The organism is Pseudoalteromonas sp. SCQQ13 (assembly GCF_015864415.1).
Lineage (GTDB): Bacteria > Pseudomonadota > Gammaproteobacteria > Enterobacterales > Alteromonadaceae > Pseudoalteromonas > Pseudoalteromonas nigrifaciens.
Window position 1 is genome coordinate 22,861 of sequence record NZ_JADYXG010000006.1, and the last position, 18,323, is coordinate 41,183.

Annotated in this window: 16 protein-coding genes; 2 read left to right on the forward strand and 14 right to left on the reverse strand. The window is 38.3% G+C overall.

The genetic code is table 11. The features are described from left to right. Positions 1-534: 534 nt before the first annotated feature. The 4 genes from I6F41_RS06460 to I6F41_RS06475 all read right to left on the reverse strand — a co-directional run bounded on the left by I6F41_RS06460 (position 535) and on the right by I6F41_RS06475 (position 2,703). Positions 535-918 (reverse strand): DUF1090 domain-containing protein, encoded by a 384-nt coding sequence (locus I6F41_RS06460; protein WP_197107943.1) that lies wholly within the window; start codon positions 916-918, stop codon positions 535-537. Between the two features lie 107 nt (positions 919-1,025). Next, complete coding sequence (locus I6F41_RS06465) at positions 1,026-1,598, reverse strand: tRNA-(ms[2]io[6]A)-hydroxylase (RefSeq protein ID WP_011328238.1); 573 nt, start codon at positions 1,596-1,598, stop codon at positions 1,026-1,028. 87 nt (positions 1,599-1,685) lie between these two features. Beyond that, a complete protein-coding gene (locus I6F41_RS06470; protein WP_086996941.1) occupies positions 1,686-2,318 on the reverse strand; it encodes a sulfotransferase in 633 nt (210 codons plus the stop codon). 10 nt (positions 2,319-2,328) lie between these two features. Beyond that, positions 2,329-2,703 carry an MAPEG family protein gene (locus tag I6F41_RS06475; RefSeq protein ID WP_011328240.1) on the reverse strand — a complete coding sequence of 125 codons (375 nt, stop codon included), beginning with the start codon at positions 2,701-2,703 and terminating at the stop codon, positions 2,329-2,331. A 121-nt stretch (positions 2,704-2,824) separates the two neighbouring features. Between I6F41_RS06475 and I6F41_RS06480 the strand changes: the two genes are divergently transcribed. Continuing rightward, entirely contained in the window at positions 2,825-4,171 is a 1,347-nt protein-coding gene (locus tag I6F41_RS06480; protein WP_011328241.1) for a DUF2254 domain-containing protein, read from the forward strand. 9 nt (positions 4,172-4,180) lie between these two features. Here the strand turns inward: I6F41_RS06480 and I6F41_RS06485 are convergent, their stop codons facing one another. From I6F41_RS06485 to ggt, 3 genes are all read right to left on the reverse strand, one after another. Continuing rightward, the gene (locus tag I6F41_RS06485; RefSeq protein ID WP_011328242.1) at positions 4,181-4,891 is read right to left on the reverse strand and encodes an SIMPL domain-containing protein; all 711 of its coding nucleotides are present in this window, start codon (positions 4,889-4,891) and stop codon (positions 4,181-4,183) included. Positions 4,892-5,108: 217 nt separating this feature from the next. Further along, the gene (locus I6F41_RS06490; RefSeq protein ID WP_011328243.1) at positions 5,109-6,803 is read right to left on the reverse strand and encodes an NAD-dependent malic enzyme; all 1,695 of its coding nucleotides are present in this window, start codon (positions 6,801-6,803) and stop codon (positions 5,109-5,111) included. A 151-nt stretch (positions 6,804-6,954) separates the two neighbouring features. Next, positions 6,955-8,733, reverse strand: a complete 1,779-nt coding sequence (gene ggt / locus I6F41_RS06495; RefSeq protein WP_197107944.1) for a gamma-glutamyltransferase — start codon at positions 8,731-8,733, stop codon at positions 6,955-6,957. A 94-nt stretch (positions 8,734-8,827) separates the two neighbouring features. Between ggt and rrtA the strand changes: the two genes are divergently transcribed. Beyond that, entirely contained in the window at positions 8,828-9,412 is a 585-nt protein-coding gene (gene rrtA / locus I6F41_RS06500) for a rhombosortase (protein ID WP_197107945.1), read from the forward strand. Between the two features lie 54 nt (positions 9,413-9,466). On the opposite strand, the gene I6F41_RS06505 is transcribed toward rrtA, so the two are convergent. From I6F41_RS06505 to I6F41_RS06535, 7 genes are all read right to left on the reverse strand, one after another. Then, a complete protein-coding gene (locus I6F41_RS06505; protein ID WP_197107947.1) occupies positions 9,467-11,971 on the reverse strand; it encodes a S9 family peptidase in 2,505 nt (834 codons plus the stop codon). Positions 11,972-12,073: 102 nt separating this feature from the next. Beyond that, positions 12,074-13,246: an endonuclease/exonuclease/phosphatase family protein gene (locus I6F41_RS06510; protein ID WP_197107949.1), complete on the reverse strand. Its 1,173-nt coding sequence runs from the start codon at positions 13,244-13,246 to the stop codon at positions 12,074-12,076. Beyond that, a complete protein-coding gene (locus I6F41_RS06515) occupies positions 13,246-14,172 on the reverse strand; it encodes a YeiH family protein (protein WP_011328248.1) in 927 nt (308 codons plus the stop codon). The genes I6F41_RS06510 and I6F41_RS06515 overlap by 1 nt, the downstream gene beginning before the upstream one ends. Before the next feature lie 6 nt (positions 14,173-14,178). Next, positions 14,179-14,403, reverse strand: coding sequence for a DUF2798 domain-containing protein (locus I6F41_RS06520; protein ID WP_179807044.1), 225 nt, complete (start codon positions 14,401-14,403; stop codon positions 14,179-14,181). A 57-nt stretch (positions 14,404-14,460) separates the two neighbouring features. Then, on the reverse strand, positions 14,461-15,609 hold the full coding sequence (locus tag I6F41_RS06525) for a 5-(carboxyamino)imidazole ribonucleotide synthase (protein ID WP_179807043.1): 1,149 nt from the start codon (positions 15,607-15,609) through the stop codon (positions 14,461-14,463). Positions 15,610-15,611: 2 nt separating this feature from the next. Further along, complete coding sequence (gene purE / locus I6F41_RS06530; protein WP_011328251.1) at positions 15,612-16,094, reverse strand: 5-(carboxyamino)imidazole ribonucleotide mutase; 483 nt, start codon at positions 16,092-16,094, stop codon at positions 15,612-15,614. 151 nt (positions 16,095-16,245) lie between these two features. Further along, complete coding sequence (locus I6F41_RS06535) at positions 16,246-17,835, reverse strand: ABC-F family ATPase (RefSeq protein ID WP_080516828.1); 1,590 nt, start codon at positions 17,833-17,835, stop codon at positions 16,246-16,248. Positions 17,836-18,323 lie beyond the last annotated feature (488 nt).

The following is an 18,323-nucleotide window of genomic DNA, read 5'->3' on the forward strand; positions in this document are numbered from 1 at the left end:
GCTATTAACAGTAATAAATCAGCTGGTTTAGTTCGTTTTATAAGCAGGTGCTTTAAATAGCCTATTATGTAGGGTTTTAATTTTCAGTTTTAGTTATATTTGGTTTAATTATTAGTCATTTAAATTATGTTAAATTATGTTAAATTGTGGTGTGATTATGTTTGTCACAGTAATGCGCTTGGTTATTTAACTAAAACTCACTGCTGATAGTGGTTTTAACTATGAACTTCTAAGTTGTTGAAAGACAGCTGGTATAAAACAGAGTAATGGAAGCGCGCTTCCCCATAATGTTTGATTGCTATTTGTAGTATGACTTTTTAAGTATAATTTTTAAGTGTATTTTAATTAGGCTAGTTTTAAAGATTGAAGTGCCCTGCACTGTATATAGTTATTGTTGCGTAATAATGTAATTAAATATGATGGTTAATCCGATAATATTCGCAGTACACTTGCTGTTAACGATAACCTAAAGCGTTAACAACAAGTAGCCACTGGTGATTTAATTAATTTTGCCAAGCTCATCTTTCAGATGTTTTAGTTTAAGCTTTCTGCTGTAATCTTTTTTTGATACTTACTAACTTTATCACTTTTACCTGCTTGTTTAGCATCTAGCAGATCTTCTTCATATTCAGCAATATCATTGTTAGCATCGTTTATTTTTTCTATTAAATTTTCTTTCAATATTTTTTCGCTGCAATTAGCTTTTGCTGCATGTAATGCCTTTTTTAACCCTTCAATCTTGTATTTATTGCCATGTTCCTTAGCTATGGCAAGCTGGCTTTCTATCTCGAAAAATTTTTTTTCACAGCCAGTCAAATCACTACACGCTAATGATGAAGCAACCGATGTGGATGACAGCATAAATAGAATACCTGCTGTTGTTGGTATTACTTTATATTTTGAAAATATATTAATCATCAGCTTTGTCCAAACATAATAATTATTAAATTATGCGTAATTGTTACAAACAAAAAAGCGCCAAATATAAATTTAGCGCTTTTAGAGTATGGCATTAACAGCTTAAATTAATGCAGTGCCGCAGTAAACGGAATGCTTTCACAAATTTTAGCTTCCGCTATTAGTAGCTCTTCTAGGCGTATGTCTACTTCTTCTTTATCAAAATACTCATACGCTAGTTCTACAAATAAGTTTTTATGTTTTTCTTCTGATTCGGCAATCGCAATGTAAAACTCTTTTTCTTTGCCCTCTGGTAGCGCTTGCGCCACTAGTGAAAAACGTTCGTGCCCTCTTGCCTCAATAACCCCACCGACTAATAATCGATCCATTAAAAAACCGTCGCGGCCGTGTCTAAATAAAGCACGTATTTGTTTTATATAAGGGTCTTTTTTGTCGTCACCTAAATTTACATCACGTGAAATTAAAATTTTCAGCACTTCTTTAAAATGAATCATTTCTTCAAGTGCTAAGTCTGCCATAGCTGTAACCAGTTTACGTTTATCGGGGTAATGCGACAGCATAGACATGGCCATACCCGATGCTTTTTTTTCGGCTGCGGCGTGGTCTTGTAAAAAAGTATCGAAGTCATCAAGTACAACTTCGGTCCATTCAAATGGAGTGTGGTATTTTAATTCAAACATGCTCTGTACTACTTATAACAAGGTGTAAAATAATGCGCAGATTTTAGCGTATATTAGGCAAAAAATCATGCTCCTAAGCCTGTAAAGTTAAACCTTGTAGCGTAACAGTTTATCTATGCGCCCTTTTGCTGTTGATTCAACTTTTAGCGGATGTTTTATATCGTTCCAGGCAGTAACTTTGCCGCCCATATTCATTTTTTCAAAATCTGTTTTATTACTTTTAATCGCTAAAAAATCACAGAGCATTTTGTAGCTTTGCGGTTTTGCTATATTTATTGATAAAAAGCGTTGCTCTTGGTGTTTAAAATAATTTTTAGCGTCATTGATATGCGTGTTATAACAATGCGTTAAGTAACTATCATCGTTTATATTATCAATTGTTAAATTACTAAATGTATTTAAATAACAATGCTTTATATGAATATTAAAGCCACCATCAGTGCGTGTTAAATTAGTATGCATACGTAATAATAATTGCTTTATTGATGGTAGCCATACGTTAAGCTCACGCTCTAAATAAATAAATTTTGCATCCGGATAATACTTATCGAGGGCTTTATAATCATTAAAAATTGGCGTATCGGCAATTGCATGGGCGTTATCAAAACAATTGTTTGTGTAAGCAGTATGCGCTGTTGGTATACCAAACTCTAAAAAAGCATGGCAAACACTTGTAGTGCCTGTACGCGGTAAACCAATAATAAATATTTTGTTATTCATACTATTAAATTTAACTAAAGCGGGTTAATAAAATAACTAAAGCACTTATAAGCATAGTTAAAAATGTAGCTATAACACCAATTTGGCGGTACTTTAGGTTTTTTTCTACTATGCCAAAATTATGAAAAACGCGGCCTATAAGCAACATTGCACCAAGTGCATGGCAATAATGACTCGCTAACCCCTGATATTCTGCTAAAAAAAGCAAAATAATAGCAAACGGTACATATTCCATAAAATTACCATGGGCACGAATTGCCCGTTGCAACTGTGGATTTTCGCCTTCACCAAGTGATATTTGCGCTGCCCTGCGCACGTTTATTACGTTAAAGCTTAAGTAAATATAGTAAAATGCAAGTAATGCAGCGTATGTTGAAATGATCACAGTATTATCCTAATATTTTTGGCAATAATAACACACAAGTTAACCTTCATTATCAGAAGTTTAGTTTACAACTATGCTAAAGTATTAATAATACTCTTATACAATAAAGCATAAGGATTTTATGTTTGTACCTCGCAAAGTAGCCGACAGTTATCGAGAAATGATAAATAGTATTGGCTTTTACCCTTCTTTACTTTCAATTGCATTTTTAACCTTTGCGGTTATTACGATGTCGGTTGAATATATGCCCATTATTGAAAAGCTAAAGTCGTTTATATCTGTAGTATTAGTAGATAGCGCCGAAAATGCGCGAACTGTTTTAAGTACCTTAGCCGGCAGTATTATTTCGTTAACTGTGTTTAGTTTTTCAATGGTAATGGTGGTATTAAACTCAGCCAGTGCCAGTTTATCGCCGCGTGTAGTACCTGGATTAATAACCCGGAAATCTCACCAACTGGTATTAGGTTTTTATTTAGGCAGTATTATTTACTCAGTAATTATGCTCATAAATATTAATAAACTCGAGAATGGCGCCATGGCTATACCGGCACTTGGGGTATTATTTGCGCTTATTTTTGGTTTGATTTCGTTAGGGCTATTCGTATTTTTTATTCACTCTATATCTCGCGCTATTCAAGTAGATAATGTTTTAAATGGTTTATTTAGCCAAACAAAAAGTGAAATTAAAACCATTATTAAAAGTCAGCAAGAAGCGCCACTTAAAAATCTTCCCGACTTTACTGATTGGCATTCTATAAATAGTCAAACTGAAGGCTACTACAAAGGAGTGCACACCGATAAGCTTTGCGCCTTATTATCTGCAGAAGAAATTGAGCTTTATATCACTGTTAAACAAGGTTATTTTACAGTTAAAGGTTATCCATTTTTAAAGTGTAATAAAGATATTTCAAGTAATGATGAGTTAATTACTAAAATTTTAAGCTGTTTTATTTTTTATATAGAAGAGTATATTAGCGACCATTATCGTTATGGTTTAACGCAAATATCAGAAATAGCCGTTAAAGCGATGAGCCCAGGCATAAACGATCCGGGTACAGCAGTTAAAGCCATTGATATGTTGAGTATTTTATTAATTAAACGACTTTCAATAAGTGATATTAATTACAGCTTTAAGCACAGCAAAGATACGCCATTATTATATATACACGAAACCCGCTTTGATGAATTACTGCATGATAATTTTACACCGCTACGTAATTACGCTAAAGGCGATGCGTACGTAATGACCAATGTGTTAGAAGCATTTAAAAATATTTTATTTGTTGCTCACGAAAATTCAGCGGCGAGGGAAAGTTTATTTAATTATTTAAATGCTATTGTTGATGACATTAACGAGCACGTAACGAATGAGTACGACAGGCAGGAAATTAATAATATGCTTAAATCAATTGCCCGTATTAGTAAGCAACAAGGTGATACATTACTGGCACGTTTTAAGCGCCAGTAATGTATAAACTTAATCTATATAATAAACTGCATAACTAGATGCAGTTATAATGATTTCACCTGCATGATAGGCATCGGGAACATAATTACTCGGTGTACTATCTGAGAGCATCACTTTTTCGGCGCGCATATAAGGGGCTGATTGCACATTTAATGGCTGCATAGATGCGCTATATAAGCCTTTTAACTCTACGCCAAACTCACTGCTAAATTCTTTAGCTGCATCGCGAGTATCTTTTATAGCCAGTTTTTGCGCTTTTTTGTAGAGTTCATCGTAATTGCTTGCTAAAAAACGCGTATGGTTAATTTCGTTAATACCATTGTTTACTAAGTTTTGTAGTAACTCGGGATATTTATTAATGGCATTAAGCTTAACCGTTAAAGATCTGCTAACCCTAAAACCTTTAAATTGTTGCTCACCGCTTTCACGATTATATTGGCTTTCTCGGTTTATTGATATTTGCCCGGCATTAATATCTGCATCACTTACACCTAATGCTGTTACTAATTTTATTGCCTTAGCCATGGTTATATCGGTTTTATTTTTTGCTGCAATTAAATCTTTATCTATTTCGGTAATGCCAACATTTAATAATACATGGTCTGGCATGGTGGTAATTGTTGCCTCACCTTTAACATAAATATGCGGTGTATCGGGTGTGGCCGCAGCAAATGCATTAAAGCTCAGTGCTGCACCTAAAAATAAAGTAAACGTTTTCATAAGTGAATCCTTTTATATTAACCGTAACAGCTGGTTATATTACTAACTTTATTAAATTCGCAATCCTTTATTGGTCACTAATTTAATACAAAAAGTATTTACAGCTTGCTATATATTAAGCTTATTAAACACTTTAAGTGGTTAATTACAGATGAACAAGTACAAAAAACAGGCCGTAGCCTGTTTTTTAATTATTACTAAATACTAAGTTGCAGCTTTAAATGCTACTGCGCTTATAGTTACGGTACTTAGGTAACCAGTAGTTTTTATCGATAGCAGCCCATAGTGCGTCGTCAGAAATATCAAGAGCAACGCCCTCTTCAATCGCTTTTTTGCCTACAGCAAATGCAATACGTTTACTTAGGGTTTCAATTTCTGTAAGTGCCGGCAATAAACTTCCTTTACCTGTGTTTGCACGCGGCGATGATTCAGCCAGCATTTCGCTAGAAACACTTAACATAGCATCTGTAATACGCGTTGCTTTTGCAGCTATAACCCCTAAACCAATTCCCGGGAAAATATAACTGTTGTTACACTGCGGAATTGGGAAAAGCTCACCATTATATTCAACTGGGGCAAATGGGCTACCTGTAGCAACAAGTGCTTTACCTTCGGTCCAGTTAATAATATCTATTGGGTGTGCTTCTACCTGTTTTGACGGGTTACTTAATGGGAAAATAATAGGTTGTGCACAACCTGAATACATAGCGCGTATTACTTGTTCGGTAAATAAACCAGGTTGGCCCGAAACACCAATTAAAATATCGGGTTTAGAGCAATGCATTACATCAAGTAATGACGCAAATTCGCCGCTGTACGTCCATTCACTCAAACGAGCTTGTGGTTGCGCTAAAACTTGCTGAAAGTCGCGTAGACCTTCCATACCTTCCGATAACAAGCCAAAGCGGTCAACCATAAATACCTGGCTGCGTGCTTGCGCTTCGCTAATACCTTCAAAAACCATTTGGCTTACAATTTGCTCAGCAATACCACAACCCGCAGAGCCAGCACCAACAAATACTACTTTTTGATCTGCTAGGCGTTCGTTTTTAACTCTACACGCAGCAAGCAATGAGCCAACAGTTACTGCAGCTGTGCCTTGAATGTCGTCATTAAAACTACAAATTTCATTGCGGTAACGTTTCAGCAGTGGCATCGCATTTGGCTGAGCAAAGTCTTCAAACTGTAGTAATACATTTGGCCAGCGACGCTTGATTGCTTTAATAAATAAGTCTAAAAACTCATCGTACTCATCTTGAGTAATACGCTTATGACGCGCACCCATATACATAGGATCGTTTAATAGCTTCTCGTTATTTGTACCCACATCTAGCATTACCGGTAATGTATACGCAGGGCTAATGCCACCACATGCGGTATACAAAGATAGCTTACCAATAGGAATACCCATGCCACCAATACCTTGGTCACCTAAGCCTAAAATGCGTTCACCATCGGTTACCACAATTACTTTTACTTTACCTTTGGTGGCATTGCGTAAAATGTCGTCTATTTGAAAACGATTTTCATATGAAATAAATAATCCACGTGCGCTGCGATATATATCTGAGAATTTTTCACAGGCATCACCCACTGTTGGGGTGTAAATTATTGGCATCATTTCTTCAATATGATCACGCACTAAACGATAATAAAGTGTTTCGTTATTATCTTGAATTGCACGTAAATAAATATGCTTATTAAGATTGTCGGTAAAACTAGAATACTGCTGGTAACAACGCTCTACCTGCTCTTCGATTGTTTCATAACGAGGAGGCAGTAAACCCGCAATATTAAAGTTTTCGCGTTCTTTTTGGCTAAATGCACTGCCTTTATTGAGTAATGGCGTTTCAAGAAGGCCGGGGCCAGAATGATGAATATAAAGATAATTTGGATCGGTATTTGTAGTCATATTTCCAAGCTTTACTTAGTCTTAAGTTATGATCTGCCATTATCGGTGTTAAAGGCTAAATTGCAATGCTATTTAACCTTGTCAGACCATTGAGAATATATAAATGCGCTAATTTTAAACACTAGCTTAGCGCATTTGTATTATACATAATTTAGAATTTTAAAGTGGCGCTTTTATCAGTTAAATCAGACAAAGCCACCCCTTCACGGCGAGGATCGGCGCCGCCTATTAATGTGTTGTTTTTTACTTCAACTGCATGTAAACCAGAATTTAAATCTAAAATTCTAACATTATGACCACGCTTGCTAAGTGCTGGCGCTAATGCTTCAAGCGCAGTGCCTTTTTCAAGGCTAGTGTAGTCGTTACGATTAGTAGTACGTGGTAGATTAATTGCTTCTTGAACAGATAAATCCCAATCAAGCACGCCAATTACCACTTGCGCAACGTAACTAATAATACGGCTTCCGCCAGGAGATCCGACAACCAAACGTAAACTTCCATCTTTATTAAATACCATTACTGGCGACATAGAGCTGCGCGGGCGCTTGCCAGCTTCAACTCGGTTTGCTACAAGCTGGCCGTTTTTACGCGGCGATAATGAAAAGTCAGTCAGCTGATTATTTAAAATAAAACCATTTACCATTACCGTTGAGCCAAAAGCCATTTCTATTGAACTGGTCATAGACACTGCATTACCTTGGCTATCTACAATCGACACATGGCTGGTTGATGGCAATTCGAACGAGTCGTCTTTGGCATAACTTAAGTAATCAACTGGGTTACCAGCAACGGCTGTTATATCTTGCTCGGTAATTAGTTTTGCACGTGTGGCTATATAGTCTTTATTTAATAATTCCTTGGTAGGTACTTGGGTAAAATCGGGATCGCCCATGTAAACATCCCTATCGGCAAACGCAATTCTTGATGCTTGGCTAAAGTAATGCAGTGCTTGCTCACCATTTACTGGCAGTGCGCCCATGTTTTTATGCTCTAATAAGCCAAGCATTTGCAGCACAGCTACCCCGCCGCTACTGGGTGGTGCCATAGAACATACATTATAAACACGGTACTCAATACATACCGCCTCGCGCTCTTTGCTAGTGTAATTAGCCAGATCTTGCTCATTTAATTTGCCAGGCGCTATTTTAGAGTGCTGTACCGCATTAACCATTTGTTTGGCATTAGCGCCCTTATAAAATGCATCAATACCATTACTAGCAATCTCTTTGTATAAATTAGCTAATGGCTGGTTTTTTTTGATGCTACCTATCGCAATTAATTTACCGTTTGGGAAAAAGTAGTCGTTAATTACTGGCATGCTCATTACGCCAGGGTTTAATTGGCGCTGCAGTAAACCGTGTAATCGCGGCGAAACCTCAAAGCCTTGCTCTGCAAGCTCAATGGCTGGTTTAAATAAATCAGCCCAAGGTAGTTTACCGTATTGTTTATGTGCGTTAGCAAAGGCATGTAAAACCCCTGGCACACCTACTGAGCGTCCACCTACTATGGCTTCAATCCACTTCACGGCTTTGCCATGCTTATCTAAAAACAATGTTTCGTCGGCGTTTTCTGGTGCAGTTTCACGGCCATCAAAACTGGTTAATTTGTTGTTTACTTTGTTGTAGTACAGCATAAAGGTGCCGCCACCAATACCTGACGATTGTGGTTCTACTAAAGTCAGTACCAGTTGCGTTGCTATTGCAGCATCAACAGCGCTGCCGCCTTGCGCTAATATTTGCTGCCCAGCACGAGATGCATACGGGTTAGCTGCAACCACCATATATTTATTGCCGCTCACGGCTTGTTTATGTACTAGGCCGGTTGCGGCTTCTGGCTCGCGCGTTTCAATTTGAGTAAGGGGTTGTGCAAATAAAGGAAAAGACGTTGCACATAATGTAATAGCAAGTAATGCGTGATGTTTAAAGTTCATAAAGAGTAAATAACCTAAATTATCAGGAGTTAATTGGCATCTTAAAGTTAAACAGGCACAATATGCAAAAATTAATACTAAAAATTACAATTAAATGCTTAATTTACCAGTGCAACCTCGTTATTTACTCCCTCCTTTATTTTTAATGCTGCTAAGCGTTACTTTTGCTACTTTTGATTTAAATGACTTACTCGAATTTAATCGCGATTTAGTTAGTCAGGGCGAATTGTGGCGAGTTTTTAGCAGCCAATTTGTTCATGCTAACTGGGCACATTTGGCGCTAAACTGCGGCGGTATTATTTTAATTTGGTTACTACATGGCGAATATACGTCGCCTAAACGCTACGCTATTAATATTAGCTTATTGGCTCTGTGGTGCGGCTTAGGTGTTTACTGGTTTTGCCCCAGTATTTATATTTACACTGGGCTAAGCGCACTGTTACATGGCGTTATTATTTGGGGCGCAGTTAAAGATACAACGCTTGGGCTTAAATCAGGCTATTTATTGTTTATTGGGGTGTGGCTTAAAATAATATTTGAGCAGCTAAATGGTCCTAATGCCGATATTGGTAAGCTTATAAACTCAACCGTTGCAATTGACGCGCACTTAATTGGTGCTATTGGTGGTACTTTGTTAGCTGCACCTTTATTAGTTAACTACATTAAAAACAAAAACTAAATATAAAAAACGCCACTTAAAAGTGGCGTTTTAGGTGTAACTTGTTATTAATCGTTACAGGGTTTCTTTAAACAGTTTATAAATACGGCGATATTCATCTAACCAGCTCGATGGCTGCACAAAACCGTGCGGCTCTACCGGAAAAATAGCCGTTTCAAAGTTTTCTTTTTCAAGCTCAATTAAACGCTGTACTAATCTAACCGTATCTTGAAAAAACACGTTGTCGTCAACCATAGGCGCATTAATTAATAAGCGTTTGTTTAAACCCTCAGCATAGTAAATAGGCGAACTGCGCTCATATGCAATTGGATCAACATCCGGATGGTTTAATATATTTGCCGTGTACGGCGCATTATAATGAGCCCAATCGGTAACGGGGCGAAGTGCAGCACCCGCTTGAAACAATTCTGGCGCGGTAAATAACGCCATAAAGGTCATAAAGCCGCCATAAGAGCCGCCATACGTGCCTACAGCTTGCGTATTTACGTTGGCATTTTCTGCCATCCATTTAACCCCATCAGCTAAATCTTGGGTTTCGGGTGTACCCATTTGACGATAAATTGCCGTACGCCAATCACGTCCATAGCCTTTAGATGCGCGGTAATCCATATCCATTACTACATAACCTTCGTCAGCTAATAACGAATGAAACATAAACTCACGAAAATACCCAGACCAGCCCAAGTGCGAGTTTTGTAAGTAACCTGCACCGTGGTTAAAAATAACCGCTTTACGCTTTTTACCCACTTCGCCCTCTACATAATCAGCCGGATAGTACACTTTTGCGTAAATAGGTTGATCAGTATGGCTAGATGGCACTGCAATTATTTTAGGGGCCGTTAGCTTTTTAGCTAAAAACTCATCCGAAACCGTATGTGTTAACCGGGTAACCTGTGTGTTTGCTTTTGCATCAGCCACATACAACTCAGTTGGTAACATAATTGTTGAGTGCTTTAACAGCAGCTTGGTTTGATCAGGGCTAAGTGTATAGTCGGTCATACCGTTAAGGTCGGTTACTTGCTCGTTTTTACCGGTTAGTGGATTTACACGGTAAATTTCGTATAGGCCTGGGTGTTCAACGTTAGCTTTATAATAAATAGCACTGTTATCGTCGGTAAGCGTAAGATTAGATACTTCAAACTTACCTGTTGTTAGCGCTGTTGCTTTACCATTTAACGGCTTTTTATAAAGCTGACTGTAACCCGACTGCTCTGATAAATAATATAAGGTGTTAGAGTTGTGTAGCCAGCCAAAATCGTTAAAAGCATAGGCTATCCAAGCGTCGTCATGTAAACGATGTTGCGACACTAACTTATTATTTTTAAAATCGACGGTTGCTAACCAGCGATCTTTGTTATCCCACGCTTCTAGCATTATTGCTACGTTTGAGCCGTCGTCGTTCCAAATTATAGGGCTTTGATCCCAGCCCCAATCGCTAATTAAATTTATACCACGCGGCGATTTTTTAGACTTATACGTTTTACCATCACGGGCATAGTTTTCTTTTTTAACCGCTGCCAATACGTCTTCATCAAAGCCCGGTAGGGTATCAAAGCTTAAGGTATTTTGACTTTTATCGTTTAAATTAATGTATACCAGCTCTGAGGTTTGCGACTTTTCGTCAGCTACTCGGCGGCGCGCTTTTTTAGGTTCAATGCGGGCATCATCGGTAATATAATTTGGCATTATATCGCTATCATCGCGCCAATCTCTTTGCTCTTGCACTACCACTAATAAAGCATCACCATTTGGCGATAACTGCACGTCTTTTACACTATTACCTTTGCCTAAATAAAACTCAGTATTAGCAATTGAGCTATTTTGCTGCTTAAGCTGTGCTTTGCGTGCTTGTTTATCTTTATTGTTTTTATGCGTTAGCGCTATGTAATCAATAAGTTTGTGCTGCTCTTTAGCAATATAACTGCTTGGCTCTGTAATGCCCTGGGGCTTATCTGCCAGTTTTAAATTAGCAATTTCAGTGGTTAAGCCTGAGCTTAAGTCAACTTTAAAAAATGTATTACCTTGACGATAAGCTAAGCTGCCATCATTTAAAAATTGTGGTTTAGATTCAGTGCTAGAGGTATGCGTTACTTGTTGAATTGCACCTGTTGTAACGCTTTTTACAAATATATTACCCTCAAATACATAGGCTTGCAGGGCTTTATTTTTTGAATAAACAGCTTTATTTGCACCTACAGTGTGCAGTTTATTAAGTGCTATTTGCTCTGCGCTTTGGCTTGTAATTGATTGGCTAAATAAGTTACGTAACTCATTACCTTGCTCTTTACGTGCATAAATAATGGTAGCAGAATCACTGCCCCAAAATGCGCGCTCTGGTTGACGTCCAAGCCAATCGGGATGGGCCATAGCTTGCTCTAACGTTATTTTAGTAGAGCCCATATCGGCGGGGGTATTAACAACGGCAGCAACAGGAGACGTTGTTACATTATTTTGCGTAGCTGTTGAAGATGATGCAGTTGCTTGACACCCTGCTAAAAAAACACTTGAGGCAACAGCCAGTGCTATTAATGTTTTGGACGATGAGATATTAAAAATCATAGTGCTTCTTAACGGTAATTATAATTAAGCCGTATTTAAGCAGAAGCACTTTGGTGATTGCAATTTTTTAAGACAAACGCCGGTGTAACTGAGTTAGGTTGCTTATTCTAAGCGTAAATCTAGCCAAACTAGTCGATGATCACTCGACGCATTTCTGTCTTTAATTAAGCGGTATAGCTGGCTATTTTTAGTTGGCCAAAATACCCCACCATCAATAATTTTTAACCCATAATGCGATGGCAAAACATAGTCAACCCGTGCTTGCCAACTTGCACTGTAATTTTTAGCATGGCTGTGCTGTGGATATTGCTCTTTTGCGCCAGCACTTTTCGGTATAAAACTGGCGTTTACAAGCGGATGCTTAAGTAGCTGATCTGTAGTTATAGTTCGCTGTTTATCACCCTCAGGGGCGGCATTTAAGTCACCTAAAATAACAAACCGAGACTGAGCATTTAAACCGCCTTTTTTACCTTTATCGTCATAAATATAATCGGCATTATTAATGTAGTCTGCAACTAACCTTACTTCATCATGGTTACGCTTGCCGTTTCTGTCCTCTAAGCCATCAAAAACCGGCGGGGTTGGGTGCGATGCAAGTATATGTACCGTTTTATTATTAACTGATATGGGTAAATCCCAAAAAGATTTTGAGCTCAAACGAATGTTTTGCCATTCTTGCTCGTTATACCAGTTTTTGCCTGTGGTTGGATCGATAGGCATTTGCGCATTAGGCATATCTTTATATTTAAAAGTTTGCAGCGTTCGTACTTTATCTAAATCGATTGGATAACGAGATAAAACAGCCATACCGTAATGGCCTTCAAAAAAACCAAAACCGTGAGCGTCACCCATTATTCCTGTTTTTTTACCATCGTTATCTAAATCAAACTCAGTGGCTAAACCGGTATTAACTGGCGCAATATAAAAATAAGGATAGTCTATTGCCGCTTGATTATTTTGACTCACGTTTAAATAATGGCTTTTAAAGTACGCTATACCCTGCTCTTTTGGCACATAGTCAAACTCGTTTAATAGTATTATATCGGGGCGAACACGTTGAATTATTTCGGCAATATTTTTAATTTGTGAATGCTCTGCTTTAAGCGCGCTAACCAAAGAATCGCTTTTTACAGGGGTTTTTCTTGGTGTATAGTTAGTTGCATCCATACTTACATTAAAGGTGGCAACACGCAGTTGCGCCGCTGCAACGTAGTTGCTTAGCAGTAAACAAAACAACGTACTACCCAAAGTAATACTACTTAAATTACCTTTCATTATATCAACCCATCTAAAATTAATAATAAAATAACACTACTTACCACTATCCATAATAAAATTGCCATTATAAAGGGCTTAAGTCCGGCTTGTTTTAGTACTGCTAATGATAGGCCACTACCAATTAAAAATAATGTAACTATAAGCAATTGTTTAGCAACTATATTAATAACGCTCCATACAGGTGAAAACTGTGGCAAATAAGTATTAATAAGTGCGGCGAGTACAAAGCCAACAATAAATAGTGGAATACTGGCTTTTTCATCTGAGCGTAAAAACACCCCAGCAAGCGCAGTATAAGGAATGATCCACATAGCGCGGGTTAATTTTACTGTGGTGGCAATGCTTAGTGCCACAGCGCCATAAGTAGCGGATGCACCTACAACACTGCTGGTATCGTGAATAGCTAAAGCAGCCCACATGCCAAATTGCTGCTCGGTTAAATTAAAATAATGGCCAATGGCCGGAAACAACAGTAAGCCCACGCCATTGAGCATAAATACTACGCCAAGTGCCACAGCCACTTCATGATCTTTTGCTTTAATTACCGGTGCCATAGCTGCAATAGCACTGCCACCACAAATAGCAGTGCCAAATGAAATTAATACGCCGGTATTGCGGTTAAGTTTAAATACTTGGGTAAGTATTTCACCTAAGCCAATTATTGCGGTAATACTCACAATAGTGAGCACTAAAGAGCTGCTACCCACTTCAATTACCTGATTAAAGTCAACGGCAAAACCAAGCCCGACCACCGCTGCTTTTAACATCCACTTACTGGCTTTTTGCGAAAGCTCGGCAAACGGATTACCTAATGTCATAGCAAAAGCAGCGCCTATTACCAGTGCACTACCAGCGCCAATAAAAGGAGTGATACATAATGCTAAAAGAATTAAAAACAATGGCTTTTTGAGTGTTAATGGCATGCTGTATTACGCTCGAATTATTTTATCAGTTAACTTGTGTACTAAAGGTGCAACTAGAATAACTGTAGGAAATGCGATAGAAAATGCAAATATCCATGCTTTGAGCCATATAGTTATAATATTATCGACCATTCCCACGTTAAATAATGAGATCACAAAAGACATAAAGCCCGACATTAATAGTGCCATTAAAAATGCAAACACAACATTGCGGTATTTAGGGTTAAACATAGGTGTAGCCTTTGGCGTTAAGCAATAAATTGAGATGTCCCAATTTATTGCTTATTTTTAGTTGAGTATCAAAGATGTACTCGTGGCTAAAATACCTGGGTAGGCTTGTTCTGGTAAACACTCGCTAAGTTCAGCTAAGCGCTCACCTAGTTGATGTAGACTTTGAGCTGAGACATTAATATGACCCATTTTACGCCCTGGTTTTACTGTTTTACCGTACCAATGACTAGTTACATCAGTCACTTCTAAAACTGCAGTAGGAATACTGGCTTGGCCAAGCACATTTATCATCGCAGTGGCGTGTTTAAGCTCAGTATTACCCAGAGGCAGCCCTGCAACCGCACGCATATGGTTTTCAAACTGCGAGCAATGGCAACCTTGCTGTGTCCAGTGGCCTGAGTTGTGTACACGCGGGGCAATTTCGTTTACCAGTAAAGTGCCTTTAACGTCAAAAAACTCAATTGCCAATACACCCACATAATTAAGCTCATTCGCTAATTTAGTAAAGGCATCAATAGCTTGCTGCTCTACATGGCTATTATTTAAACCTGCTACCGATAAGGTTAATACACCATTGGTGTGCTGGTTTTCGGTTAACGGATAAATTGCAACATTACCGTTTTTATCGCGTGCACCAATAATAGATACTTCACGATCGAACGGAATCATTTTTTCAGCAATAATAGTATGAGGTGCATGTGCTGTGCCTGAGGTAATAAAATCAGACATTTGAGCCCAAATTTCATCAATTTGATCGTCAGACTTTAATCGCCATTGGCCTTTACCATCGTAGCCTGCTTGACAGGTTTTAATAACTAAAGGTTTACCTAGGTTTTTAACCGCAAGCTCAAGGTGCGCTTTTTCAGTAATAAGTTGATACGGTGCGCACGCTACAGCTGTTTTATCTAGTAGTGCTTTTTCGATTTGGCGATCGCCACCGGTTTTAATGGCCGCTTTACCCGGATAAAACTTATTGCTATTACAACAAAGTGTTAATACATCGTCAGGTATATGCTCAAACTCAGCAGTAATTGCATCTGCGTTTGCTATGGCTTGCTCTAATGTGGTTGAGTAAACTTCGCCTGTGAGTGGGTGCACAATTTTTTGGCTGCCTACATCGTACGCAACCACATTTAAATTAAGTGGCGCGCCAGCAAGGCTCATCATGCGTGCTAATTGCCCTGCACCTAAAATTAAAATAGTCATTATTACTCTGCAGGATTAGGGTTAGCTAAAATAGTGTCGGTTTGTTCTTTACGAAACGCTTCAATTTTTGCGAATATTTCAGGATTTTGACACCCTAAAATTTGCGCTGCAAGTAAACCTGCATTAGCAGCGCCAGGCTCACCAATAGCTAATGTCCCTACCGCAACACCTTTAGGCATTTGGCAAATAGAAAGTAGCGAATCAATACCATTAAGCGCTTTTGATTTAACTGGCACACCAAGTACTGGTAATGAGGTAAATGCAGCTGCCATACCCGGCAAATGGGCCGCGCCGCCTGCGCCTGCAATTATAACTTTAATACCACGGTCGCTTGCTGAGCTTGCGTAATCAGCAAGGAGTTGAGGAGTTCGGTGGGCAGAAACTACTTTTGTTTCGTACTCAATGCCAAATTTTTCTAGCATGAGCGCCGCATGTTCCATGGTTGGCCAATCTGATTTAGAACCCATAATAATGCCAACTTTCATAAATACTCCTCAGTAATATACTATTTTAACTAGCGGACTTATGTCCGCTTTTATGGCGGGTATTATACCCAAAAGTCATTAAATTGCGACTAACAAAAACAAAAAAAGCCATGTTAAACATGGCTTTTAAAAGTTAGCAGTAAAGCGCTATTTACGCCTCTTTACTTGCTAGGTACTCAGCGTAGGTACCTCTAAAGTCAATAACCTTACCGTCTTTAACTTCCCAGATACGCGTAGCAACCGATGATACAAATTGGCGATCGTGAGACACAAACAATAAAGTACCTTCGTAGGCTTCAAGTGCTAAGTTAAGTGCTTCAATAGATTCCATATCCATGTGGTTGGTTGGCTCATCCATTAGTAATATATTTGGTTTATGCATCATAATTTTACCAAATAACATACGGCCTTGCTCACCACCTGATATTACTTTAACCGACTTTTTAATATCGTTTTGAGAGAACAACATACGGCCTAAAAAGCTGCGCACCACTTGCTCGTCGTCGCCTTCTTGCTGCCATTGCTCCATCCACTCAAATAAGTTCATATCGGTGGCAAATTCATCTGCATGATCTTGCGCGTAATAACCAATATTGGCATTTTCAGACCACTTAAACTCACCCGACTTAGGCGCTAAACGCCCAGCAAAGGTATTTAACAGTGTTGTTTTACCTACACCGTTTTCGCCAATAATAGCAATGCGTTCACCTACTTCTACTAAACCTTCAAGGCCAGAGAACAAAGTGTTGTCGCCAAAACCTTGGCTAAGGTTAGTCATTTCTAGCGCATTACGGAATAATTGTTTTTCTTGATCGAAACGAATAAATGGCGTTTGACGTGATGACGCTTTAACTTCATCTAACTGAATTTTGTCGATACGTTTAGCACGCGACGTTGCTTGCTTAGCTTTTGACGCATTAGCAGAAAAACGTGATACAAATTGTTGAAGTTCAGCAATTTGGTTTTTCTTTTTGGCGTTTTCACTTAACAGACGCTCACGTGCTTGCGTTGCAGCAAACATGTATTCGTCGTAGTTACCTGAATAAATACGCAGCTCACCGTAATCAATATCGGCCATGTGGGTACAAACCGAGTTTAAAAAGTGGCGGTCATGCGAAATTATTATCATTGTGCAATCGCGTTGGTTCAATACATCTTCTAACCACTTGATTGTATAAATATCCAAGTTATTAGTAGGTTCATCGAGTAGCATTATTTCAGGATCTGAAAACAGTACCTGTGCTAAAAGTACACGCAATTTAAAACCTGGCGCAATTTCTGACATAGGGCCATAGTGTTGCTCAGTAGCAATACCTACACCTAATAACAACTCACCCGCTTTAGATTCTGCAGAGTAACCGTCCATTTCGGCAAATTCAGTTTCCAAATCGGCTACTTTCATGCCATCCGCTTCGCTCATTTCAGCTAAAGAGTAAATACGGTCGCGTTCTTGTTTAATTTCCCATAACTGCTTGTGACCCATGATCACAGTATCAATTACAGAATACTCTTCGTACGCAAACTGGTCTTGGTTTAGTTTAGCAACTCGTTCATTTGGATCAGTGCTAACGTTACCCGAAGACGGCTCAAGCTCACCACTTAGAATTTTCATAAATGTTGATTTACCGCAACCATTAGCACCGATCAAACCGTAACGGTTGCCGTCGCCAAATTTTGCTGAGATGTTTTCAAATAATGGTTTAGCACCAAATTGCATGGTGATGTTAGCTGTACTAATAATAGCGCTACCCTCCAAGGGAGACATGATGTATTTTAATTGCGCGCAGTTTAAACCAAATTCATCGTTTTTTCTATGAAAGTTTAAAGGCTAAATACGCAAATAAGAGCCTGCTTTAATAACTATAATTAAGTTGTAAAATATTACTTAACGCACACTAGGTAACGCACCTTACAAAGCGATTAAATTGCCGCATAATTAAACAAATTTCAATTTTGAAAAGTTAGCAACTCCTTAATATTTGTATCCAAAAACAACATCAGTCAGCAATTGATATTGCTGCTGGTGCGTATTTAATTAATAAATTTTTGCTGACTGAATTTCATTCGCCGTTGTTAACATCTGCAAAATTATTTAATACAACTGTTTAACCTGTTTGTTAGCTTGTTTGTCGCATTTAGTTTTTATTAAAAATATTTTTGTATATATTGATGATATAAAAGCCACTTAGAGCTTTTGCACTACCCTTCACTTTTTAGCCAACTTGAAAA

Coding starts and splice junctions, on each gene's coding strand:
- purE (WP_011328251.1), bottom strand. CDS start 16,094: ATGAAAGTTGGCATTATTATGGGTTCTAAATCAGATTGGCCAACCATG.
- I6F41_RS06460 (WP_197107943.1), bottom strand. CDS start 918: ATGATTAATATATTTTCAAAATATAAAGTAATACCAACAACAGCAGGT.
- rrtA (WP_197107945.1), top strand. CDS start 8,828: ATGCTTAATTTACCAGTGCAACCTCGTTATTTACTCCCTCCTTTATTT.
- ggt (WP_197107944.1), bottom strand. CDS start 8,733: ATGAACTTTAAACATCACGCATTACTTGCTATTACATTATGTGCAACG.
- I6F41_RS06525 (WP_179807043.1), bottom strand. CDS start 15,609: ATGACTATTTTAATTTTAGGTGCAGGGCAATTAGCACGCATGATGAGC.
- I6F41_RS06520 (WP_179807044.1), bottom strand. CDS start 14,403: ATGTTTAACCCTAAATACCGCAATGTTGTGTTTGCATTTTTAATGGCA.
- I6F41_RS06490 (WP_011328243.1), bottom strand. CDS start 6,803: ATGACTACAAATACCGATCCAAATTATCTTTATATTCATCATTCTGGC.
- I6F41_RS06505 (WP_197107947.1), bottom strand. CDS start 11,971: ATGATTTTTAATATCTCATCGTCCAAAACATTAATAGCACTGGCTGTT.
- I6F41_RS06485 (WP_011328242.1), bottom strand. CDS start 4,891: ATGAAAACGTTTACTTTATTTTTAGGTGCAGCACTGAGCTTTAATGCA.
- I6F41_RS06470 (WP_086996941.1), bottom strand. CDS start 2,318: ATGAATAACAAAATATTTATTATTGGTTTACCGCGTACAGGCACTACA.
- I6F41_RS06465 (WP_011328238.1), bottom strand. CDS start 1,598: ATGTTTGAATTAAAATACCACACTCCATTTGAATGGACCGAAGTTGTA.
- I6F41_RS06480 (WP_011328241.1), top strand. CDS start 2,825: ATGTTTGTACCTCGCAAAGTAGCCGACAGTTATCGAGAAATGATAAAT.
- I6F41_RS06515 (WP_011328248.1), bottom strand. CDS start 14,172: ATGCCATTAACACTCAAAAAGCCATTGTTTTTAATTCTTTTAGCATTA.
- I6F41_RS06510 (WP_197107949.1), bottom strand. CDS start 13,246: ATGAAAGGTAATTTAAGTAGTATTACTTTGGGTAGTACGTTGTTTTGT.